Here is a 23,994-nt window from a genome sequence, read left to right as displayed (position 1 = left end):
AATCAATAAATATAAATTCTAGACTAGGTCTTGTTAATCCTCGTTGGAAGAGACCGAAAGCGTGGATGCTCAGCAAGGATAGAGCCTCTCATCTGTTTGACGACAGGATGTTCCGACGAAAAAAACTGATTTTTAGAATCGTAAAGCTCGATTAATTCTCCTTTTTCCAGCACACCCAAATTATCAGAGATGGAATAGGCCGCTTTAATATCATGTGTAATAAAAAGATAAGATAAGCCGAAGTCTTTTTTCAACTCACTTAATAATTCTAAAATTAGTGTTTGATTAACCATATCCAGACTGCTTACGGATTCGTCTAAGACGATTAGCATTGGCTTAAGAGAAATTGCTCTAGCAATATTAATTCTTTGCAATTGTCCACCGCTAAATTGATGTGGGTATTTTTTTAAATCCTTCTCACTTAGGCCGACTCTTTCCAATAGCTCAATAACGGTTCTTTTTTGTTCGGCTACTGTTAGTTTTTCATAGTTTTCTAATGGTTCGCCTATAATATGCTCGGCCGTCATTCGTGGATTGACAGATGAATGCGAATCTTGAAAGACAACTTGGAGATCCCGGCGTATTTTTTGTCGAATAAGCTTATCAGCAGTATAGATATCATGCCCTTGAAACAGAACCTGTCCCTGCTTGGGACGTTCTAAGCCTAGAATCACTTTTCCTAATGTGCTTTTTCCAGCTCCACTCGTTCCAAGTAGTCCTAAACATGTTCCTTCGTCAATAGAGAGGGAAATGTCAGTGAGTACTTTTTTAGAATCGTCTTTCCATTTAAAAAACTTATGAGAATTATAGCTATGAGACACTGCTTTTACTTGTAATAAACTCATTTGTTCCCCCCTCCAAAGAATGCAATCTATATATCACAACATATGGGCGATAGGTTCTTCAAGATTTAAGGTAAGTCGGGCATTTAGCAGTTTCTTTGTATACTCATGCTGCGGATTATCAAATAGTTCAAATACATTTGCAGCTTCTACAATTCTGCCATGTTGCATAACGACTACATCATCTGCCATTTCAGAAATGACTCCCAGATCATGAGAAATGAGTAAAATGGATGTTCCATATTCTGAACGAATTCTATCCAGGTGGCGAAGTACTTGTAATTGGTTATGAACGTCGAGTGCAGTTGTCGGCTCATCAGCAATAATAACTGAAGGGTGTAAACATGCAGCCATGGCAATCATCACGCGTTGAAGCATACCTCCACTCAATTGAAAAGGATAGCTTTTTAATAGTTTCGCGGGATCTGGCAGGTTTACATTTTGCATCGCATCGATGGCAAGCTCTTTTGCTTGTTGTTTATTCAATGAGGTATGAGACCTGATCGTTTCGATAAATTGATTGCCAATTGTAAAAACAGGCGTAAATGAATTCATCGGATTTTGCATAATAAAGGCAATATCCTTGCCACGGATTTTACGTATTTCTTTATCGTCCAACCCATTCAATTCTCTTCCTTGGAGGGTAATGCTACCTTCAATCGTCGTTGTTTTCCGATCAAGAAGCTGTAGAATGGACATACTCGTAACGGTTTTGCCACACCCACTTTCCCCAACAAGACCTAGCACCTTTCCTTTTTCCAGTTCAAAATCAATATCCTTAACGAGAGTGGACGCACCATCTTTTGTTTGTACTTGTACATGTAGATCGCTCACTTTTAATACATTCGATCGTTCTGTTCTCAATCTTCTCATTCCTTTATATTAACGACGTTTGACTCCAAAACGTTCTGATAGCGCTTCGCCTAATAAATTGAAGGTGACGACAACGAGCATAATCATCAAACCTGGATACAGCATCAATTCTGGATTCGTCCGGATATACGATTTCCCTTCATGAATCATTGCTCCCCATTCTGGTGTAGGGGGTTGCACACCTAAACCTAGAAACGACATGGCGGATATATCCATGATCGCCCAGCCCATTTCTAATGTACCCATAACAGCAAGCGGCGGGAGAACATTTGGAACAATATGTTTCTTTATTATCTTCCATTGAGAAGAACCGCTTATTTTAGCTGCAGCTATATAGTTTTGTTCTTTCAGGCTAAGTACCATTCCTCGGAAAATTCTTGCATAATATACCCATTGCACAAGCATCAATGCTAAGATGACTTGTTTAAGTCCAGGTCCCAATATACCAACAAGTCCAAGAATGAGCAAAAGATTCGGAAATGCCATAACTCCATCACAAAGTCTCATTAGCACTTGGTCCACCCATCCACCTTTATAACCAGCAATGGTTCCAACAATCAAACCGATGCCTAAAGATGAAATAAAGATTAATGTGGCAAATCCTAACGAAATGCGAGCTCCATATAAGATACGTGATAACGTGCACCTTCCTAAATGATCGGTTCCCAATGGGTACTCAAAGGAAGAGGGCTGTAGTTTATTAGCTAAATTGACAGCAATAGGATCATTAGGTGCAAGCCAAGGAGCAAAGATCGTGATGATAAATAGGAAGCTCAATATTATCGAACAAAGGACAATCACTTTCTGACTTTTCATCATAATGCGAAGACTTGTTATCATTGACGTTGCCCTCCTTTTCTGGAGATTCGCGGGTCAATGTACATTTGAATAAGGTCAACAATCAAGTTGCTAATAATGAATAGTCCCGCTGCTAAAAGCACATAGCATTGAATGACAGGAACATCCCGATTAAAAATAGCTTCAATAAAATAACGACCGAATCCTGGCCAGGAAAAGACCGCTTCGACAATAATGGTTCCAGTCAGCAGCTTCCCTAAATTCATCCCTAATCCAGTAATCATAGGGGATATGGCTATTCTCAATACATGTTTTCCCATAATGACTTTTTCATGAATCCCTCTTGTGCGAGCAAAAAGGATATAAGGCTCCTGTAAATTTTCAAGAACACTGGCACGTAACAATCGAGTATACAAGGCTATTAATGGCATAGCTAAAGTAACGGAAGGGAGAACTAGATGTTGCCAAGTCCCGATTCCTTCAACAGGGAATAGGTCGAGTTTAACAGAAAAGAAAAAAATCAATAAATAACCAAGCCAAAAAGAGGGGATCGATGCCCCTAAAAAAGAAAGAAGCCGACTAAAATGGTCAATAACACTGTTTTTCTTTATGCCTGCCAAAAATCCAAGAGGGACACTGACCAGGATAGCTAATATGATGCTACCTAAAGCTAACTGAATGGTCGCTGGCATTCGATAGGTAACCTCGTCCCAAACAAGTTTATTCGAAACATAAGATATGCCAAAATCAAATTGGCATATCTTAATGATAGAGTTTACATATTGAACATGGAGGGGTTGATCTAAGCCAAACTCATGTCTTTTCTGAGCTAATATCTCATCTGTAGATTGGATATGTGCTGCAGTTAAATATGCCTCAGCTGGGTCCACGGGTGAAAGGTGAATCATTCCAAACGTTAGAAGAGTGGCCAAAAGAAAGATGGGAATAATGGCCATAATTCGTTTCAAGATATAAGTGCCCATGAAAACCCTCCTGTAACTTACTACTCGATGCTAATTCCTGTGAATGGGTGTTCATCCCGGTTAGCAGGGAATGTAAAATTAGATACATCTTTTTGGTAGACAGCTATTTTCTTGATATAGGAAATAGGTACAATCGCTCCTTGGTCTTGTAGTGATTCCAAAATAGTTGAGTAAAGTTCTTGACGTTCTTTTTCATCTGTCGTTCGAGGAACATCTGCAATTTGTTTTAACAACTCATCTCTGTTCGGATAAGATGAAATGGCTTCGTTAAAACCAAATCCTTCTGAACCAACGATGTTAACGAAAGTATGTGGATCATATGGTGCGCCGTAGTTACTAAAGAAGTTCAATTCAAAATCATTAGCTTTAAATCTTTCAATTTGTACCGTAAGCTCGACTCCAACGATATTTAATTTAACACCTAGTGCGGCCCACTCAGATTGTAATGTTTCAGCCATTGCTTTTTGAATCGATTCTGCAGAGTCGTACATTAACTCGATTTCAAGTGGTTTTCCGTCTTTTTCACGAACGTTTTTTCCTTTTGGCAGCTTCCATCCTGCGTCATCTAATAAAGCTTTTGCTTTTTCAACATCATAATCAATCTGTTTTACATCAATGTCTGAAGTATAAGGGAAGTTTGTCGGTAAAATAAAATCTGCCTTCTCCTCCAAACCTGAAGTAACTCCGTCAACCATTGCTTTTTTATTAAACCCATATTGTAACGCCTGACGAACACGTAAATCTGAAAGCTGTTCTTTCTTCGTATTCATGACTAGTTGTCTTGTCGCAACCGGATCAGAAATACTAGTCTCATAGGTACCTGTTGTTTCTAATTGTTTGAAAGCATCTAGACTGATAACACCTTCACCGTAAATAAGGTCTAGGTCTCCTTTTTCAAAAGCAAGAACTCGGGTTTCAGCATCAGGAATGATCTTGACTTTGATTTTCTTTACTTTAGGGAGTTCACCCCAATAATTTTCATTGCGTTTGAAAATAGCATATTCATCTGCTTTATATTCTTCCAAAATCCATGGACCTGTACCTACTGGTTTTTTAACACCTTTTGAAGTGTCACCATCTTTAGGGAATCCAACCTCACCTAAGAAACGGACTGGTCGAACGACTGCTAATTCTTGAATAGTAGGATAATATGGCTCCTTTAATGTTAGTTTAAACGTGTTTTGGTCAATTACTTCCGTTTGATCCACTTTCGGAATAAAGCCCAACCAACTATGTAACTCAACATTTTTCAAGATAGCATCAAAGTTCTTTTTCACAATTTCAGCATTAAAGCTTGTACCGTCAGAAAATTTCACATCTTGACGCAGGTTGAATGTATATTCCTTCCCATCCTTGGAAATTTCCCAAGATTCAGCTAAATGCGGTTTCAGCTCGCCTCCATCTTGGTAGCTAACCAAAGGTTCATATATCATTGATGTAGCGAATAATTGAGAAGGATTATAGACATGCGGATTCATTTCACCTATATCCCTAGGCCAAGCAAAAGTAAGCATGTCTTTACTGTCTTTTTTTGAAGTTGAATTTTCTTTTGATTCATTTGTACATCCAAGTAAAAGCGTTGATAAAATTAAAACGATTGCGGATATAAATAACACTTGTTTGCTGTTTCTTCTTTTTGACATAACATTGGTGCCTCCTGTACAATATTGAGAATCATTTTCAAGTGTAATGAGTAACTATATTATTGTCAATATAATGTAGAAACTCTCGTAAAATATTAATATGTTTTGTTAGAAACATATTAACCAATATCCTTTTCTGTGATGATGCTGCTCCAAATAATTTATACTACGTCCCAACAAGCCTTCAAATGTCCCGTGCACCCGTAGGTCCTACCCTTGCTGCTGATATATTAAAAAGGTCAACCAGTAATTTTTACTGGTCGACCTTATAAATACGAACGCACCTGTTCGACCTGTGAATCGAATTAAGATTCGTTGATTGGAACTAAAGCAGCAATATTGCGATAGTGCAGCAATAATTAACGTGATGAGCGTCCGTTCAAACCAGATTACTATCAACTTCATATCCAGACATTTTTGAAAAGTCCTTCTTTGATAACTTCTTCTAGATCGGCATTATCCGAATAATAATCGTCGCTCATTTTATTTAATGGCCAAATACGTACGGTAATGGCAGTGACAAGGTACGTTATCCCTAAAATTTAGTAGCAGAATGTGTGATCTGGTACAAAAAACTTATACTGATTGTGTAGTCTATTAAACTTGGGCAGATGAAACTCAATGGAATTCTCAACGATCCTGCCCCTTTTTATGCATAAGAGATTTTTAAATAACTAAGCTCTATTTTTATATGCTTCTTGCTCCCTGCTTGGGAAAAAAATAGTTTTTACACTTACGTTTAATTAATTGTTAAATTGGGGAAATATAAATTTAATCGATGATGACTTGAAAACTAGGATGGGTATGATGAGGATTACGGTAAAAAAAATAATATATTACCTGATTAAATTAAGAGGTAGAATCTTTATACCATTTGCCATTTTATACATATTAGTTGCTGCGTATGTTGTTTATTCTATAGAGCCACAGACGTTTGAATCATATTTAACCTCAGTTTACTGGGTTCTTACCACGCTTGCTACGGTTGGTTTTGGAGACTATGCACCGGTCACCGACCTTGGAAAAGCATTTACCATTGGCCTTTATATCACGGGTATTGGGCTTGTTAGTCTTTTCATTGGAAAAATCATTAAATCTGTATATCTTATCGAAAAACGTAAAGTTGGTGGAAAAATGAAATATACAGGTAAAAATCATATCATTTTGATTGGATGGAGTGATAAGTCAAAATCAGCACTCCAAGAAATTTTCAAATCTGATGAAACCATTGATATTGTAATCATTGATAACTTGGAAAAAGCTCCAATGATGGAGGAACGTCTGTTTTATGTTCGCGGGGATGCTACCGATGAAGAAACATTACTCCGTGCAAATCTGCCTAGAGCAAAAGGCGTTATCATTTTTGCTGACCAAATAACGCAAGATAATTATGCCACAAAAGATCCGTTACTCGTTGATGGAAAGACATTATTAGTTGCCACTGCCATAACGGCCATTGAGGAAAAAACGAGTACGTCCATTCATGTCACCGCTGAAGTGATCAATCAAAAGCATATCCGTTTATTCGAGCGTGTAAAGGTGGATGAGTTTATTCCTACACAAGAAATGATCTCCCACGCTGCAGTACGATCATTATTTTCTCATGGAGTCATCCATATGTATTCTGAACTTATGAGTACAAAGTATGAAGAAACCATGTATGAGATTTCTAAACAAGCTGAATGGCGAACCTATCGTGATGCGTTCATAGATCTTCTTAATAAAGGAGCCACACTGGTAGCAGATCGTGGTGATCTTAACATAAACCAAAAATTAGATGAACGAATTCCTGACGATGCACAGCTTTTCGTCATTTGCGATAAAGAGACCATTTCCCAAATAAATTCAGATGTACATTAGAAGCGCTTGTACAATTTGGACGTTGATTGGAACGAACGGCACTCGCTTTCCACGGGAGGTCTGGGAGCCTCCTCGGCTTGCGCCTGCGGGGTCTCCCCTAGGCGCGCTTTTCCCGCAAGAGTCTCGAACACCCGCTCCAATCAACTTAGTTTTAACTTTTAGATAGAACCCTTTTGTCTACAAACTAAGGGATGCAATTAAAGCATCCCAAAAGATTTCGCATAAAAATGTAGACAAACTCAATTTTCATCGAGTTTATCTACAAGTAATCATCCTTAATTGAATAAGGCTTCAAGACAAAAAAAGAACCTTCAATCATAGATAGATTAAAGGTTCTTTTGTTTTTAATTTCAATGTTGCTTCGATATCCAAAAATTAACTATAAACTAGCTCTTTTTTTTTGCTCAGACCAAGCGTCTCTGAAGTTGAAGTTTGAATTTCGTGCAGAAGCTCTGGGTTTTCCATTAGTGACTCTCCATAAGAAGGAATCATTTCTTTAATTTTTGGTTCCCATTCTTTCATACGTTGCGGGAAGCATTTATTAATTACCTCAAGCATAACCTGAACAGCAGTAGAAGCACCTGGAGATGCACCTAGCAGTGCTGCAATCGAGCCATCGGATGCACTGACAACTTCCGTACCAAATTGAAGTGTACCTTTGCCGCCTTCTGCAGTATCTTTGATAACTTGTACACGTTGGCCAGCTACTACTAAATCCCAATCCTCGCTCTTAGCGTTCGGGATGAACTCTCGTAACTCTTCCATGCGCTGTTCTTTCGATAACATAACCTGCTGAATCAGGTATTTTGTCAATGGCATCTCTTTTGCGCCTGCCGCCAACATAGTTAAAACATTATTCGGTTTTACGGAAGTTATTAAATCGAACATTGAACCTGTTTTCAGGAACTTCGGTGAGAAGCCCGCAAATGGTCCAAATAGCAACGATTTTTTATTGTCGATAAAACGTGTATCAAGATGCGGAACAGACATTGGTGGAGCACCAACTTTAGCCTTTCCGTATACTTTTCCATGATGCTGCTCAACAACTTCAGGATTATTACATACCATGAAGTATCCGCTTACTGGGAATCCGCCAATATGTTTCCCTTCAGGAATACCGGATTTTTGCAGCAAATGCAAGCTTCCGCCCCCGCCTCCGATAAAGACGAATTTAGCATTATGGCGTTCTACGCTACCAGTATCGACATTACGCACTTTTAATTCCCATGAGCCATCGCTGGCACGTTTAACATTATCAACACTATGTTTATATTTGATATCGACGTTTTTAGTCTTTAGATGGTCAAACAACATGCGTGTTAAAGCACCAAAGTTAACGTCTGTACCGTAATCAATTTTTGTTGCCGCTATAGAATCATTCGATGGACGGTCTTGCATAATAAGTGGAATCCATTCCATCAGTTTTGCTGGGTCATCGGAATACTCCATACCTTGGAACAGAGGATTTTTTGACAGCGCTTCAAAACGTTTCTTTAAGAACGCTACATTTTTATCCCCTTGTACCATACTCATATGAGGCAATGGCATGATAAAGTCTTGCGGATTATCAATCAGCTTACAGTTTACAAGATACGACCAAAACTGCAATGAAACTTGGAACTGTTCATTAATTTTAATTGCTTTGCTAATATCTATAGATCCGTCAGATTTCTCGGATGTATAGTTAAGCTCGCACAGTGCAGAATGTCCCGTACCCGCATTATTCCATTCGTTAGAGCTTTCTTCTCCTGCGTTTGCAAGCTTCTCAAATACTTTGATTTCCCATTCCGGTGCTAACTCTTTCAGTAATGATCCCAAAGTCGCGCTCATGACTCCGCCGCCAATTAAGATAACGTCTGTTTGTTTCTGTATGTTGCTCATTATAACCTTCCTTATCCCCTATATTTGCAAAAAAGATGTAGGCGCTCCTGCTTAGGTGTCACAAAAAGCCAGGCACGAACTAGGAACACACCTTTTCTGTCTCCTTATAACTATATCATAATCTATTATTATTATTTCATAGATTAAAATATTCTACTATTACTTTTTTTGTTAAAAAATTGATTTTGTGAAGAAATTAGCTTAAACTTATCCGCCCTGATAGTCGAAGAAAAAGATTTCTTCAGCAGTTCCCCCTTATTGAAGGAAGAAACTGTTAGTGAAATAATATTGACACATCAGAAAAAGTGACGAAAATACACATTTATTGACAAAATCGGAAGTGAAATTAGAAGTTTCTGTAACCATTTCCCGAAAAAATAAGGACATTCCTGAAATTGCTAAACCACTACCTTTTTAACTTGGATCATAAATTCCACCCAATAAGTAGATATTATAACAATACCAATAATTACTGATAATTAAACCAATATTAGGTACGAGCATTGATAATATTTCTAATTTCAAGACTTATTGCATAGTCCCTTATAAAAAGAATTTTATCCTTAATTATTATTACAAAAAAACATTATCCCTATACATAATATCTACATTTAAGTTATCATTTTCGCAAATAGATATTTTCAGCTTTGTGATCTGAACCTTTTTTTAGAACGAGTTTTGCCCGTCCTTTTGTCTGCAGTATATTTTCATGTAAATTCTTCAAATTAATTTCATCCCAAATTTGGGTCGCTTGTTTAATGGCTTGTTCTTTCGACAAGTCAATATAACGATGAAAATAGGATTCGGGACTTTGAAATGCGGTCTTCTGAAGTAAAAGGAACCTTTCAACATACCACCGCTCTATGTCATTTGCGTCTGCATCAACATAAAGTGAGAAATCAAAAAAGTCACTGACGAATACTTGATTTTCCTTATCAACTTGAAGAACATTAATACCTTCCACTATTAAAATATCCGGATTACAGATGGTCTGCACTTCATTTGGCAAAATGTCATATTTCAAATGTGAGTAGATTGGAACTTCCACTTTATTTTTTCCTGCTTTTACATCCCCGATAAGATTAATCAATTTTTGAGTATCATAACTTTCAGGAAACCCTTTTCTTTTCATTAGTCCTTTTTCTTCTAAATGATCATTTGGGTACAAAAAACCGTCGGTAGTGACAAGACCTACGTTTCTATGATTATCCCATCTGGATAATAAGGTCTGAAGTAACCTTGCTGTCGTACTCTTTCCTACAGCAACACTCCCTGCAATTCCAATGATATAAGGTACTTTTTTATCATTGGTTTTTAGAAATGAAGAAGTGGCTGTATTAAGCTGCTGAGATGCTTCAACATATAAATTGATTAAACGAGTCAAGGGCAAGTAAACCTCTTCTACTTCCTGAATGGATATTTCTTCATTTATACCTTTTAAGTTATCCAATTCTTCTTCAGTTAAAGGGAGAGGGGTATGGTTTCGCAAAGATGCCCACTTTTTTCGATTGAATTCATAATAGGGAGTATAGGAACTCATGATTTTTCGTTACCTCACTTTTTAGAGTTACTACCAGTTTAACAAGGATGACGTCCATAAAAAAAGATGTTCCTGATCCCTTATTTACATAAAGACCCCATGATAAAGAAATTGAATGTATGGAACCGGCAAGCATAAAAGGCGTTCCTGCAAGATTAAGCATTCTAGGTGGTTAATCTTTGAAAGATAACCCACCTGTCTCCAGAGCATCCCTAAGTTTAGGTAAAGAAGCTGGTCCCATACCGTGAAACTTCAAAATCTCTTTTTCACTATATGTTGATAGCTGATGTAATGAGGTAACCCCATTGTTTTCTAAAGCCCGTCTGGCTGGTGCCGAAAGCAATGAAAGAAATCCGGTGTCAGGTTTGCGTTCTTGCTCACATACTGGGCAGGTCGGACAGTCGCTGGATTTATAGTATTTGTGACCCTTTTCGCAAGTCCTCAAATTCTTCTTTGAAGTTGTCATTGTCAATGTCTCCTTCTCTTATGATTTTTAACATTCTATTTTAAGAAGTAATAACATCGCAGTTATCTTACACTAAACTTTGCCGGAAACGTATCCTGATGTCATTAACTAGACTGCCCTGACCTTTCTCCATTCATCATAGCCCAGAAAGCTTTTAATTAACTAAGGGAGCCCAACAAGAACCATTACTTACTGTTTTCAATTGCTTCTCTGTATATCCAAGGTCACTATACACCTCATATATCCAACAAGCAATATCTATGGCACAACTTTCATCTCAATTATCATTTTATCATCTCTTGTCAAAACTAAGCTGCCCTTTTAGTTTCATTGGAAAAGGGCTGCCGAAGCAACCCTTTGCAAAACCCGAAGTGAATTATAGATTAACCCACTTTATCTTCCTTCTGAGCCATTGTCTGAGAATCGGCTTGTACACGCTTGCCTATTCCAAAAACGAAATAACTAATTACAACGATAGCCAGAAAACCTATTCCAACCATTAGTGATATACGTGTGTCATCATTAAACCACATACCGATTAATACCATAATCAAGAAAGCGATGGTCAGGTAGTTTGTAACTGGTGCAAAAGGCATTTTGAATGGATGATTGTGCATTTCAGCTTTTTTAATTTTCCTGAATTGAATTTGGCTGATCAGAATGACAAACCACGGAATCATACCAGGAAGTACACTTGCACTATATACATGCACAAATAAATTTTCTGGTGCAATATAACTTAATACAACCCCAATTGCTAACCCGACTATCACTCCGAACGTACCGAATAAAGGTACACCGCTATTAGATACTTTCGCAAAGAATTTTGGCGCTTGGCCATTCATCCCTAATGTGTAAAGCATACGTCCTGCACTGTAAATACCACTATTGCAGCCAGACATAGCAGCCGTGATTACGACAAAATTAATGATTCCAGCTGCTGCCGTGATACCAACTTTGGCAAAAGTAGCAACAAATGGACTTCCAATTGCACTTAATTGATCCCAAGGGTAAACGGTTACAATAATGAAAATCGCACCGATATAGAAAATTAAAATACGCCAAATGGTACTTTGAATCGCTTTGGTTATCGTTTCTTGAGGATCTTTTGCTTCACCAGCCGTAATCCCGATTAGTTCTACACCTTGATAAGCGGCAACCACCAGTGAGAGAGCAAAGAAGAAGCCCTTCCAACCACCTGTAAATAAACCACCATGTTCCCAGAGATTCGATAATCCTAAGGCTTCCCCTCCATTACCGATTCCAAAGAAAATAAGTCCAAATCCTGCAACGATCATTAATATGATCGTTACGATTTTAATCAGTGCAAACCAAAATTCAATTTCCCCAAAGGATTTAACGGAAATTAAGTTCGCTGCTCCAAGAATCACCATTGCGATTAAACCTGGAATCCAAGCCGGGAGATCAGGGAACCAATACTGCATGTACGTCCCCACTGCTATAATTTCTGCCATCCCGACAATAACCCACTGGAACCAGTTACTCCATGCAGTCATATACCCTGCCAATGGATGAATGTACTTATAACCAAATGTTGCAAATGAACCTGTACTTGGCTCTAAATACAACATTTCCCCCATTGCACGCATGATTAAGAATATAAAGATCCCAGAGATCGCATAAGCTAACATTACTGACGGACCTGTCCATTGAATCGTGCTGGCTGAACCCATGAATAAACCGACACCAATAGTTCCGCCCAAAGCGATCATCTGAATATGACGACCTTTCAAGTCCCTATTCAAATCTTTGTTTGCCATTCCATTTCCCCCTACACTACTAATAGTCGAAATTTAATGCAAGATGCTTAATACACTCCCTATTTAGTATAGAAATGATATAGCAGGCTCCACTTTTTTTAATCTTTCTTAAAGCTGCCTCATAAAATCATTCTTCACTCTTAAGCATTCCTGACAGTTAAAAAGATTACTATCAAATTTCATGTTATATCTTAATTCTGTTCAAGGTATCATAGAAAGCGCTTACTTTTTATCGTTTATAAAGGCCCACCCCTTAAACGTTAAAATTCCTCTGTATAAAGTAACTCGAATAAAAGAGTATTGCAACTCTTTTATTCGGCTGGCAGGTTAATTCATGCTGTTACTAAAAGGGACTTTAATCTCAGCTTCAACAACATATCATTCGTCATTTTCTCTAAATCATATTCCGCCTTGAATCCCCACTCTTCCTTTGCACAAGTTGAATCTATTGTATTTGGCCAACTATCGGCAATGGATTGTCTTATAGGATCGACCTCATAATTCATGACAAATTCCGGAATATGCCTTTTGATCTCGGCTGCAATTTGCTCCGGATCAAAGCTCATGGCTGACACATTGAAAGAATTGCGATGTTTTAATTTTGAGGCATCTGCCTCCATTAGATTAATGATGGCAGCTAAAGCATCAGGCATATACATCATATCCATATACGTTCCCTTATCAATGTAAGAAGTATATCGCTTGTTTTTAATCGCTTCATAGTAAATTTCAACTGCATAGTCGGTAGTTCCACCGCCAGGAGGTGTGACATACGAAATCAGTCCCGGGAATCGAAGCCCCCTCGTATCAACCCCAAATTTATGATGATAATAATCACATAATAACTCTCCGGATACTTTATTCACTCCGTACATCGTATTCGGTCGTTGAATGATGTCTTGCGGTGTCCAATCTTTAGGAGTGGTTGGACCAAACGCACCAATCGAACTAGGTGTGAATAATTGGCAATCGAGTTCCCGTGCCGATTCCAAAGCATTGACCAATCCGCCCATGTTTAAATGCCAAGCTAAAAGAGGTTTCTTTTCAGCTGTTGCTGACAATAAAGCGGCTAAATGTATAATTGTATCCACTTCATGTTTTTTTGCCATGTTAAACATCGCTTTTTCATCCGTAACATCTAAAATCTCAAATGGACCTGATAGGGCAACATCGCTGTCCGTTTTTCGAATATCTGTTGCAATGATATTGTCAGCTCCATAAATCTCTCTCATTTTCAGCGTCAGTTCTGAACCAATTTGACCTAAAGCCCCCGTTACCAAGACCTTTTTCATCAAAAATCCCTCCCTATGTTTTAAACTCTGAAACAAGCAATCTCTTATATGATCGACATCTCTTTTCCCACTTTTTCATAAATGGCAATTGCACGGTCCAGCATCTCTTTTGTATGAGCAGCAGTTGGCATATTCCGCACTCTTCCAGTACCCTTTGGAACGGTAGGGAATACGATGGATTTAGCATACACACCTTCTTCATTCAGCCTCTTGCTGAATTGCTGCGTTTTTGTTTCATCCCCTATGATGCAAGGCGTAATCGGTGTTTCGCTCTCCCCGATATCAAACCCTAATTCTTTTAGGCCCTTTTTCAAGTAATCACTGTTTTCCCACAGCTTATTTTGAAGTTCTGAGCTATTCATCAAAATTTCGATGGCTTCTATACTAGCTGCAACTGCTCCCGGTGTGGCAGCCGTTGAAAATAAAAATGGACGGCTTCTCACCTTTAACCAATCGATCAAATCTTTCTTTCCAGCTACATAGCCTCCAACAACACCAATGGCTTTGGATAATGTTCCAATTTGGAAATCCACTTTATCCGATAACCCAAAATGTTTTACCGTTCCTGCACCATTACCTAATACACCCGATCCATGTGCATCATCAACATAAGTAATTAAGTCAAACTCTTCTGCAATCTCCACAATTTCAGGAAGCTTGGCAATATCCCCGTCCATCGAGAAAACTCCATCAGTAATGATCATGACTTTGTTATACAATCCGGACTCCTTTGCTTGGCGTGCTTTTGTCCGTAAATCGTCCATGTCGGAATGGATAAAGGGAATAATTTTCGCCTTGGATAATCGGCATCCATCAATGATTGAAGCATGGTTCAGTTCATCTGAAAGAATGGCGTCATGTTTATCCATCACTCCTGAAATCGCTGCCATATTACAGTTAAATCCAGATTGATAAGCAATGGCGGCTTCTGTATGTTTAAATTCTGCAAGCTTTTCTTCTAATTTGACATGAATATCCAAAGTTCCGTTAATCGTACGAACGGCACCAGCCCCGACACCATATGTTTTCGTCGCTTCTATGCAAGCCTCTATTAATCGTCGATCTGTTGCTAAACCTAGATAGTTATTTGATGATAAATTAATTAACTCCCTGCCTGCAATGGTGATTACCGGACCGTTTGGACCTTCCACCGGATCAATAACGTTGTATAGTCCCTTTTCTTTTAAATCTTCCAAATTTTCTTTCAAAAATTGATTTAATACTTCACTTGACATTTAATATACCCCCTCATTGATGGTTGGAATAAATGCAGGATCTTTATATGTTTTACCCCTATTTTAAAAATATTGTATTTTTTCCCTTTTTTCTAAAAATACATGTGTCCTCTCTAAAAATACACTAAGAAGTACCACAAATCCCTTTATACTAAGAGTTATAACAATCATAATAATAGATAATTTTAATGTTGTCCATATTGCGCGGACAAAAAAATTTGAATTTTTGTAGTTTTACAATTAACATCCGCCTAAAATGCTTTTATATCAATGGAAATGCGAAGAGAATTTCATCAATTTTCCAAGGTAACCGATGTTTTATCTACTGGTTTTTTGGAGACCTTAACCATTAACCTAATTAAGGAGGGGTATAGTGAAAACGGAAGATGAAAAAACATCAGAAGGCCTAAATGAAATTTTTGAGATTATCAATGCAAAAGGTGATATTGGGGAATTAAAAGAAATCGTCCAAAAACCTGATGAACAAATAAATGAAGACAAGTAAACTAAGGGGATTAATCATCCTCTTTTTTGTCTGTTTTACATTGTACTAATGGACGCTTAAGACCATTACAACAATAAAAATAGAACTGCTGATCAGCTCAGGATATTGAAGTTACGTTCAAATACAAAGAGATCAAAAACAAAAAAGTTATGCACAAGATCAGGAGGAAAGTCTGAATAATTTGTTTTTTTCATTTCCTTCTTCCTCTATCCACACCTTGTGATTTTCTACAATGGAAAAACCAAACGGTCGTTCCTCTGAATCACCCTTTAACAGCTTAATGGCCCTCCATTGGTCCACCCCTGGAATTCTTTTTCGGGTGAAATGCTAATAGGCAACTTTCCTTTCGTGAAGTAATGAGCAAAATATACAACCTATTCAAAGTGATAGGCAAAAGTTATGAAGATTGTCCTACATCCGAGAAGGGTTGTTACATTCTTAACATGTGTTTATCAGGTTTCATATAGGAAAAAAACGTATATCAAGTTAATTCCTGCATCTATTTTCAAGATAAGTGCAATAATTAACAAGAAGAACTATTCAAAGAAATAAAGGAGAATAGCTGTGAATTATAAAAATATCACGATGCCGGCAGCGGCGTTTTAGGAAGTCAGATCGCATTTCAAACCGCCTTCAAAGGATTCAACGTATCTGTATATGACATCAATAACGAAGCATTGGAACGTGCAAAAGATAGGATCAATAATTTGAAGCCATACTATAAAGAAGACATAGGCGCAACGGAGGAAAATCTCAATACTGCTTATGCCCGCATTTCTTTCCACAGTGATTTATCTGCGGCAGTAGCCGATGCTGACCTTGTGATTGAAGCGATTCCAGAAGTGGTTCAAATCAAAACGGATTTTTACACGGAGTTAGGAAAAGTGGCTCCTGATAAAACAATTTTCGCCACGAACTCGTCTACATTTTTACCAAGCCAATTTGCCGAAGCGACAGGCCGTCCAAAAAAATTCCTGGCGTTACACTTCGCTAATGAAATCTGGAAAAACAATACGGCAGAAATCATGAAACATCCCGGAACGGATAGTGAAGTGTTCGATGAAGTGATTGATTTTGCAAAAGCAATTGGAATGGTTCCTCTGCCTTTACATAAAGAGCAGCCAGGCTATATTTTGAATTCCTTATTGGTTCCCCTTTTGGATGCTGCCCAAATGCTCTTATTAAAAGGAGTGGCAGATACGGAAACCATCGATAAAACGTGGATGGTCGCAACAGGAGCGCCGCTTGGCCCTTTCGCCATTTTAGACGTGGTAGGAATCAATACCGCTTATAATATTTCACTTGCAAAAGCGAAAGCGACAGGTGATCCAGAGGTTGAAAAGCTAACCTTTTGAAAACAGAGTATATCGATAAAGGGAAAGTCGGTAGAGAAGCAGGAGAAGGCTTTTATAAATATCCCAGCCCCAATTTTGCAAAGCCAGACTTTTTAAGAGGTTAATGAACGTGCGAAGGTGCCTTAAGTGTGCCTTCTGGTTTTTTAACTGTTCCCGCACTTATCAATGTCTCCAATAACGTTCATGCGAAAAGGAAAAGGCCCTGAAATCGGAAAAGTACTTTTCACGAAATCAAAGCCTGATTGTAATGATGTGCATATAAAAACAGTTCTAAACCCTTATCCCCTATATCTCAAAGTTAATCCTTTTAAGAAATTCCTGGCGTAACGATCTCCGCACTCTTTATAATTCCTATGACCCACTTTTCTTAATATAGCGCTTAATTCCCCTTTGGTTATCATGACACCTGCTTCATCCAAGATATCAATCATATCCTCACTTGTTAATGTCAATGCTATTTTCAGTTTCTTCAGAAGGATATTATTCACACTTTCCTTAATCTTTACAGCCGGTGGCTGACTTTGAGGCTGACCAGGTTTTGACTCTTGTCTCCCTCTTTTAAAAATGATCAAACCATTTAAAAAGGACTCTAACATCATGTTATTGCAGTTTACCCCATCTTCATCTTCATCCATATCATCATCATCATATTCATCATAATAATCATCTTTTGGTTTTGTAAGCATCTGCATGACTTCTTCTCTTGTCACTCCAATATCCCCGAGCTTAAATATCTCTACCATATCTTTATTTTTAATATCCAGCGCATATCTTAATCGTATTAATATATCATGATTATGCATCCAAAACCCTCCTATGTATTTCTCGATTTTCACAGTACTTTCATTATTTCACAAATGGATGGAAATAAACGCAGATTAAAATCCGAGAACCTTTTACAGATTCCCGGATTACTCTGCTTACTCTTTAATCAGCTTCAATGAGGTTACCACTTCCACATGGCTGGTCTGCGGGAACATGTCCACCGGCTGCATGGCCTCCACGCGATAAGTAGAGCCCAGTTCTTGTAAGTCCTTCGCCAATGTGGACGGGTTGCATGATACGTACACAATGGTTTTTGGTTTAACTTTCAAGATTGTCTGCAGTAATGATTGATCACAGCCGGATCTTGGCGGATCGACGACCAGTACGTCCGGTTTCCAGCCTTCTTTGGTCCAGCGTGGGAGGATATTCTCGGCTTTGCCTGTTTCATAGTATACATTGTTGCGTTTATGTTTTTTTGCATTTTTCTTGGCGTCCTCAATGGATTCTTTAATGACGTCCATTCCTCTGACTTCTTTGGCATTTTCGGACAGCCATAGGCCAATGGTCCCGACGCCACAATAAGCGTCAACCACTTTTTCCGTGCCGGTTAAGGCTGCCGCTTTTTTCACTTCATCATATAAGCGAACAGTTTGGACCGGGTTAAGCTGGAAGAATGTACGGGCTGATAGTTCGTATGATAGGTCACCCAATGTTTCGTTGATGACCTTTTCGCCTGCCAAGTGAATCGTTTTTTCGCCAAAAATAAGTGATGTGTTCCGGTTGTTGATGTTTTGAACGACCGATTTCACTTCTGGCAGTTGGTCACGAATTTGTTTAAGCAACTGATCCTTTTGTGGAATTTCCTCCGCACCTGTAACGAGGACAACCTGCACTTCACCTGTTTCAAATCCTACCCGTGTAATGACCGTACGGATAACACCTTTTCTTTTTCTTTCGTTATAAATCGAGATGTTCAGGTTCTTTAGTATCTTTTTCACTGTACGCGTTACCTTATTTGTTGCCTTATGTTGTACAAGGCAATTCGGGATATCGATCAGTGTGTGGGAATTCAAGCCGTAAAGGCCAGCAATTAATTTGCCATCTTTTTGGCCGACTTGATACTGACTTTTATTACGGTAATTCCAAGGATCTTCCATGCCGATCGTTTCTTTTACATTTAATGAAGAAACTGGGAATTTCGAATGACGTTCCATCGCTTGAATTACAATATCGCGTTTTTCAATAAGCTGCTGGGCATAGCTTAAATGCTGTAACTGACATCCGCCGCATTCAGCGTAAACTGGACATGGTGCTGCAATGCGATGCGGCGATTCTTTACGGATGGTTTTTATTTTTGCCTCGGTGAAGTTTGGCTGAACCTTTGTGACCAAAGCTACAATTTCTTCACCAGGCAATGCTCCTGGGACGAAGACGACTTTCTTTTTGAAATAACCGACTCCCTCCCCGTTAATGCCAAGCCGTTTAATCGTAAGGGGAAGGGTTTGATTCACTTCCAGTTTTGTATCTTGAATGTTTGTCATTTCTTTTCACTCCGTTTTTCAATGCTTCTCCACAAATAGAGGGAAGCGTAGCTTAGATATGGGGCCCATTTCACACTATAGGACTCCATTTCTTCTTGGGTTGGCTTTTGCGGTAAGCCATATAATATTTTCAAAGCATTTTGAATGCCAATATCGGCTTTAGGAAATAGGTTCGGCCTGCCAAGTCCAAAAAGCAGGAAGTTTTCAGCCGTCCATCTACCGATACCGCGTATTTTTATTAGTGTATCCATAACCTCTTGATCGGATAGCTTTTCCATTATATCAAGGTTGAGATGGCCTTGAATGATCTGCTCGGAAAGTCCTATGACGTATTCGGCTTTCCGGCCACTGAATTGAATGGCTCTTAATTGTTCGATTTGAAGTTGGGCTGTTGTTTCCGGTGTCGGATAAAACCAGGCACCTTCCATCTGGTAGCCGAAGGTTTTAACGAATCGTTCCGTGAGCGTATGGGCAAAGGATAAGTTCAATTGCTGATGTATGATGCATTTGGCGAGGCAACTGTAGTAATCGAAGTCCAAGACTATGGCAGTACCGCGGTGCTCCTCGAAGATTTCCCTTAAATCTGATTCCATGAAATGCCGGGAAACGCCTTCTAATGGCTGATGCCAATGAAAAACCTTTTTTAACCGTTCGATTGCTTTTGACTTGTAAACCTCTGATTGACCTTTGATGATGAAAGATGGTTCATCGATATTTCCTATTGCCTGAACCTGCAAAACGATTGGTTCTTTTTCTATATATAGCGGAACTTTTACCGTCCTGTTAGTAAAATCAACTACCTGAAGTGGGTCTAACGATAATCGTTCGAGAACTAGATCGAAATTATAGGGTCCTTGAACCTGTAATTTTTCTGTCCACACAAGCGATCCATCCTTTAGCAGTTTTCCACGTATTATAGCATGTTTCCAGAAATATTACTTGAAATTGAAGAGAATGGATAAAAGCGGGACCTGAATTATCACTACAGGACCCGCTTCTCATTTTAATAAAGCATTCGGTTCGGCAACTGTTTCTCAATCATTAAATCATCAAGGCTACTGAATGTGTACCCCTGTTTTTCAAGATCCGTCAGAATCGGGTCCAATGCATCCGCATTATCCTTCGATACGGTATGCAATAATAAAATCGCGCCAGGATGAATCTGCCTAAGCACTTCATCGTGTGCGAACGCGGCACCCTTTTGTTGATCAACAATCCAGTCTTTATATGCCAGTGACCAGAAGATGTGGTAATACCCTTCTTTTTTTGCGATTCTCATTGTTCTCTCATTAAATACCCCACGAGGCGGCCTTAAGTAATTCATTCCTTTTTGCCCCGTTAATTTTTCCGTTGCTTTTTTTACCCGCTCAAGCTCCATGCGTATCACATCATCCGTCACGCTGGTCATATCCGGATGGTTCCAGGAATGGTTTCCTACGATATGCCCCTCATTAGCCATACGGACAACAAGCTCAGGTGCGGTCTTTAAATAATGACCTGTGACAAAAAAAGCTCCAGGAGCACCATGTTTCTTCAGAACATCTAAAATCTGGGCCGTATAGCCATTTTCATAACCATTATCAAACGTTAAATAAACGACTTTTTTCCTAGTATCCCCTTTATAAATCGCTTCATATTCAGGCAGCATTTCATTGAATTTTTTACCGGCATCGGCAGGTGTCCCATTTTTCCCTTTATTGAAACCCCAGTTATAGGATTCTGCAAAAGCTGGGCTTGCCAAAGAGCATATCAAGCATATAAAAGCGGATAAAATCACCTTTTTTTTCATTGGAATATCCCCCATGTCCTTTTTACTTATTGTTTGGAACATGGAGATTTATATGCATGATATTGTGAATGTCGAATTATTGGGCCATGGGTCGAATTCACTACGCTCAGGGACCAGTTTTCGGGCCGTGGGTCGAATTGTTATAGGTATCTCTTGCAAAACCTTAATCCACGTAAAAAAAGGCCTATCCTCCGAAAAGGATTGGCCCTCCATGCTTTGTTTATCCTTTAAATAACGCTTGTGCCGCCTTCCAAATAATGGCGATAGCGAAAATGAGAACGATTACAATTCCGACTACGTCAAGGAATGTTCCAAGACCGGAGAAAATCGTGTTTGCCACAGGAAGTTTGATGAAAGCAAAACCAGTTAACATGGCGATAAAGAATAAGATGTAGTTGTTCTGCATGAAAATCCCCCCTTTCTCTTCTAATGTATGTGCGTCCATTCCAAAAGATTGTACTTTTTTGAGTAAATTATCGCCTTTTTTTTCATATACATTTAGCAAGGGGGGAATGAAATGCTGGAATGGGTTATCACTATAGGCTTTGTTGGTTGTCTTGGTTTAAGTGGCGGAGTGTTTGTTCATTTTGTGAAAAGTGGATTGAATTTAGAGGATGCTACAAGGATCGATCCACTGCCGGAAATCGAAGAGTAAGATATGTAAAAGACGCTCAACCGTTTGGTGAGCGCCTTTTTCATATAATTATTTAAATACTGGTTCTTTGAATTGTGCCAATTTTTCCAATGAAGATTGCTGAACGTCTTTATGCAGGCTGTTTCCATGTGAATCCATGGTAACTACGGCAGTGAATCCTTCAACATTCAGATGCCACATCGCTTCTGGAATACCAAATTCAGTGAAGTTCACACCTTCGACGGACTTGATGCAGTCTGCATAATATTGAGCAGCCCCGCCGATTGCGTTTAGATAAACGCCGCCGTGTTCACTTAGCGCCTCTAGTGTTTTTGGTCCCATTCCGCCTTTACCGATAACTGCGCGGATGCCGAATCGTTTCATGATATCGCCTTGGTATGGTTCTTCACGAATACTTGTTGTCGGTCCCGCAGCCTTCACATGCCATTTACCTTCTTCGTCCTTCAGCATAACTGGGCCACAATGATAGATGATTTGTCCATCCAGGTCGATTGGTGCAGGATTTTCAGATAAATGCTTGTGGATGGCATCACGGCCTGTATACATCCTGCCGTTAATATGAACCACGTCACCAACTTTTAATTCACGGATTTGTTCTTCCGTGATTGGTGCTTGCAGGGTGATTTCACGGGAAGCTTTAACGTCCGGTTCAGAAGCGGCTGCCACTTCATCCTTCGCTGCTTTTTCTGCTTCTAAAGCAAAGTCGATTTTCTCGCCTTCTTGATACAACCACTCATTGATTTCACCTGTTTCAGGATTGACTTTCACTCCTAAACGGCGGAATGCCCAGCAGTTGTAAGCAACGGATACGAAAAAGCTTGCCGGAATACGGTGCATGACACCGATTTTACATCCAAGCAATGTAGTTTCGCCGCCAAAGCCCATCGTGCCGATTCCCAATTCATTAGCTGTCTTCATGATGTAATCTTCAAGTTTACGAAGGTCTTCATTCGGATTCACATCTTCATTACTGCGGAAAAGTTGAGCCTTAGCCAGATCATATCCGGATGAACGGTCCCCACCGATACCAACGCCGATGAAGCCGGCACTGCAGCCTTGTCCTTGTGCTTGGTAGACAGAGTGAAGTACACATTTACGGATTCCGTCCAAATCACGGCCCGCTTTCCCCAATCCTTCAAGTTCCATAGGCAGACTGTATTGGATGTTTTTATTTTCACAGCCGCCGCCTTTTAAGATAAGGCGAACATCAATATAGTCTTTTTCCCATTGATCGAATTTAATGACAGGAAGACCTTCCCCAAGGTTATCCCCGCTATTTTCACCCGATAAAGAGTCAACTGCGTTTGGACGAAGTTTTCCGCCTTTTGTCGCTAAAATGATCGCATTTCGGATTGCTTTTTTTATTTCAAGTTGGTTCACGCCAACTGGAGTTTTTATTTTGAAAGTCGGCAGACCAGTATCCTGACAAATCGGTGATACATTGTCGTCAGCCATTGTAATATTATTCGTGATGGTGGCCAAGCTTAATGCAGAACGAGTACCTGCATTTTCACGCTGTTTTGCACTTTTGACCGCACGACGAACATCCTTTGGAAGATTCGTTGAAGTTTCAACGATAAGACTGTACATACTTTCTTGGAATTTTTGAATATCCAAATTTCTCTTCCCCCTCTTATTTCCCCTAGATTAGATTAATCATTTCCCTGCTTCTCTATAAATAGCGAATGATTCAACACCCGTTTTATTATACATCTAACATAATCTTTCGAAAACAAGTAATTATTTTTCTTAATGAACAGCAATTTGGAGTGAAATGATCAAAGCGCTTTAAATAGCCCATAAATCAAATATCTTCACCAATCATTTCCAAGAAGATTTGATAATAAAAGGGATGACGCAGGTTTCTCGTCATCCCTCATGAATATTAACATTGAAAAAGTCATACTATCGAAACAGATATTAGTCTTCCCTGGTCTTGAATTGTTCCACTTTGCCTTCTAAATCATCTATCATGCCGATTAAACGGTCTATATCTTCCAACTCCGTATTTTCCGGTTCGATATGATCAAGAACTTCCATGAACATCGTGAGGCGTTCTTTTAAGTATGTTAATTGTTCGTTTTTACCTGTAATGGATTTTCCCATGAGGCACTCTCCTTCCGTTCTTCTTTCATCGTAACGAAATCTGCTTGAAAGTGCAATGGCAAGCTATAAACGCAGCTCTCCGCC

At 39.1% G+C, this 23,994-nt stretch carries 21 protein-coding genes and 1 pseudogene; 4 read left to right on the top strand and 18 right to left on the bottom strand.

Annotation, left to right across the window (positions count from 1 at the left end; translation table 11 throughout):
• Window positions 1-23 precede the first annotated feature (23 nt).
• Genes nikE through nikA form a run of 5 tightly spaced genes read right to left on the bottom strand, consistent with a single transcriptional unit; the run spans window position 24 to window position 5,139 of the window.
• A complete protein-coding gene (gene nikE / locus BW986_RS22455; RefSeq protein WP_076370945.1) occupies window positions 24-845 on the bottom strand; it encodes a nickel import ATP-binding protein NikE in 822 nt (273 codons plus the stop codon).
• A 33-nt stretch (window positions 846-878) separates the two neighbouring features.
• Complete coding sequence (gene nikD / locus BW986_RS22450; protein ID WP_397222885.1) at window positions 879-1,715, bottom strand: nickel import ATP-binding protein NikD; 837 nt, start codon at window positions 1,713-1,715, stop codon at window positions 879-881.
• Window positions 1,716-1,724: 9 nt separating this feature from the next.
• Entirely contained in the window at window positions 1,725-2,555 is an 831-nt protein-coding gene (gene nikC / locus BW986_RS22445) for a nickel ABC transporter permease subunit NikC (protein ID WP_076370941.1), read from the bottom strand.
• On the bottom strand, window positions 2,552-3,496 hold the full coding sequence (gene nikB / locus BW986_RS22440) for a nickel ABC transporter permease subunit NikB (protein WP_076370939.1): 945 nt from the start codon (window positions 3,494-3,496) through the stop codon (window positions 2,552-2,554). Before nikB ends, nikC begins: the two co-directional genes overlap by 4 nt.
• 20 nt (window positions 3,497-3,516) lie before the next feature.
• Window positions 3,517-5,139 (bottom strand): nickel ABC transporter substrate-binding protein, encoded by a 1,623-nt coding sequence (gene nikA / locus BW986_RS22435; RefSeq protein ID WP_076370937.1) that lies wholly within the window; start codon window positions 5,137-5,139, stop codon window positions 3,517-3,519.
• 804 nt (window positions 5,140-5,943) lie between these two features.
• Between nikA and BW986_RS22430 the strand changes: the two genes are divergently transcribed.
• Window positions 5,944-6,999: a potassium channel family protein gene (locus tag BW986_RS22430; protein WP_179086139.1), complete on the top strand. Its 1,056-nt coding sequence runs from the start codon at window positions 5,944-5,946 to the stop codon at window positions 6,997-6,999.
• A gap of 375 nt (window positions 7,000-7,374) precedes the next feature.
• On the opposite strand, the gene BW986_RS22425 is transcribed toward BW986_RS22430, so the two are convergent.
• From BW986_RS22425 to BW986_RS22395, 6 genes are all read right to left on the bottom strand, one after another.
• Window positions 7,375-8,880 (bottom strand): malate:quinone oxidoreductase, encoded by a 1,506-nt coding sequence (locus BW986_RS22425; RefSeq protein WP_076370933.1) that lies wholly within the window; start codon window positions 8,878-8,880, stop codon window positions 7,375-7,377.
• A 619-nt stretch (window positions 8,881-9,499) separates the two neighbouring features.
• Window positions 9,500-10,420 (bottom strand): type I pantothenate kinase, encoded by a 921-nt coding sequence (gene coaA, locus BW986_RS22420; protein ID WP_076370931.1) that lies wholly within the window; start codon window positions 10,418-10,420, stop codon window positions 9,500-9,502.
• Between the two features lie 172 nt (window positions 10,421-10,592).
• Window positions 10,593-10,886: an RNA polymerase alpha subunit C-terminal domain-containing protein gene (locus BW986_RS22410; protein WP_076370928.1), complete on the bottom strand. Its 294-nt coding sequence runs from the start codon at window positions 10,884-10,886 to the stop codon at window positions 10,593-10,595.
• Between the two features lie 383 nt (window positions 10,887-11,269).
• Window positions 11,270-12,667 carry an amino acid permease gene (locus BW986_RS22405; protein ID WP_076370926.1) on the bottom strand — a complete coding sequence of 466 codons (1,398 nt, stop codon included), beginning with the start codon at window positions 12,665-12,667 and terminating at the stop codon, window positions 11,270-11,272.
• A gap of 332 nt (window positions 12,668-12,999) precedes the next feature.
• On the bottom strand, window positions 13,000-13,959 hold the full coding sequence (locus BW986_RS22400) for an L-threonine 3-dehydrogenase (RefSeq protein ID WP_076370924.1): 960 nt from the start codon (window positions 13,957-13,959) through the stop codon (window positions 13,000-13,002).
• 44 nt (window positions 13,960-14,003) lie between these two features.
• Window positions 14,004-15,194: a glycine C-acetyltransferase gene (locus tag BW986_RS22395; protein ID WP_076370922.1), complete on the bottom strand. Its 1,191-nt coding sequence runs from the start codon at window positions 15,192-15,194 to the stop codon at window positions 14,004-14,006.
• 373 nt (window positions 15,195-15,567) lie between these two features.
• On the opposite strand from BW986_RS22395, the gene BW986_RS30915 reads away from it, so the two are divergent.
• Window positions 15,568-15,699 (top strand): hypothetical protein, encoded by a 132-nt coding sequence (locus tag BW986_RS30915; protein WP_260320935.1) that lies wholly within the window; start codon window positions 15,568-15,570, stop codon window positions 15,697-15,699.
• 564 nt (window positions 15,700-16,263) lie between these two features.
• Window positions 16,264-17,158 (top strand): annotated as a pseudogene (locus BW986_RS22390) (3-hydroxyacyl-CoA dehydrogenase).
• 174 nt (window positions 17,159-17,332) lie between these two features.
• Here BW986_RS22390 and BW986_RS22385 read toward each other — a convergent pair.
• From BW986_RS22385 to BW986_RS22365, 5 genes are all read right to left on the bottom strand, one after another.
• Window positions 17,333-17,857, bottom strand: coding sequence for a YehS family protein (locus BW986_RS22385; protein ID WP_076370920.1), 525 nt, complete (start codon window positions 17,855-17,857; stop codon window positions 17,333-17,335).
• 117 nt (window positions 17,858-17,974) lie between these two features.
• On the bottom strand, window positions 17,975-19,360 hold the full coding sequence (gene rlmD / locus BW986_RS22380; RefSeq protein WP_076370917.1) for a 23S rRNA (uracil(1939)-C(5))-methyltransferase RlmD: 1,386 nt from the start codon (window positions 19,358-19,360) through the stop codon (window positions 17,975-17,977).
• Window positions 19,357-20,241 carry a DNA-3-methyladenine glycosylase family protein gene (locus tag BW986_RS22375; RefSeq protein WP_076370915.1) on the bottom strand — a complete coding sequence of 295 codons (885 nt, stop codon included), beginning with the start codon at window positions 20,239-20,241 and terminating at the stop codon, window positions 19,357-19,359. Before BW986_RS22375 ends, rlmD begins: the two co-directional genes overlap by 4 nt.
• A gap of 122 nt (window positions 20,242-20,363) precedes the next feature.
• Window positions 20,364-21,149, bottom strand: a complete 786-nt coding sequence (gene pdaA, locus BW986_RS22370; RefSeq protein WP_076370913.1) for a delta-lactam-biosynthetic de-N-acetylase — start codon at window positions 21,147-21,149, stop codon at window positions 20,364-20,366.
• A gap of 220 nt (window positions 21,150-21,369) precedes the next feature.
• Complete coding sequence (locus tag BW986_RS22365) at window positions 21,370-21,555, bottom strand: hypothetical protein (RefSeq protein WP_076370912.1); 186 nt, start codon at window positions 21,553-21,555, stop codon at window positions 21,370-21,372.
• Between the two features lie 111 nt (window positions 21,556-21,666).
• Here BW986_RS22365 and BW986_RS30385 point away from each other — a divergent pair, with 111 nt between their 5' ends.
• Window positions 21,667-21,804, top strand: a complete 138-nt coding sequence (locus tag BW986_RS30385) for a hypothetical protein (protein ID WP_179086138.1) — start codon at window positions 21,667-21,669, stop codon at window positions 21,802-21,804.
• A 48-nt stretch (window positions 21,805-21,852) separates the two neighbouring features.
• Here the strand turns inward: BW986_RS30385 and BW986_RS22360 are convergent, their stop codons facing one another.
• Window positions 21,853-23,421 carry a fumarate hydratase gene (locus tag BW986_RS22360; RefSeq protein ID WP_076370911.1) on the bottom strand — a complete coding sequence of 523 codons (1,569 nt, stop codon included), beginning with the start codon at window positions 23,419-23,421 and terminating at the stop codon, window positions 21,853-21,855.
• A gap of 303 nt (window positions 23,422-23,724) precedes the next feature.
• Window positions 23,725-23,910, bottom strand: coding sequence for an SE1561 family protein (locus tag BW986_RS22355; protein ID WP_034305661.1), 186 nt, complete (start codon window positions 23,908-23,910; stop codon window positions 23,725-23,727).
• Window positions 23,911-23,994: the final 84 nt, after the last annotated feature.

Source organism: Peribacillus simplex, assembly GCF_900156045.1.
In the GTDB taxonomy this organism is placed as follows: domain Bacteria; phylum Bacillota; class Bacilli; order Bacillales; family DSM-1321; genus Peribacillus; species Peribacillus simplex_D.
This window is presented reverse-complemented; position numbering and strand designations above follow the sequence as displayed.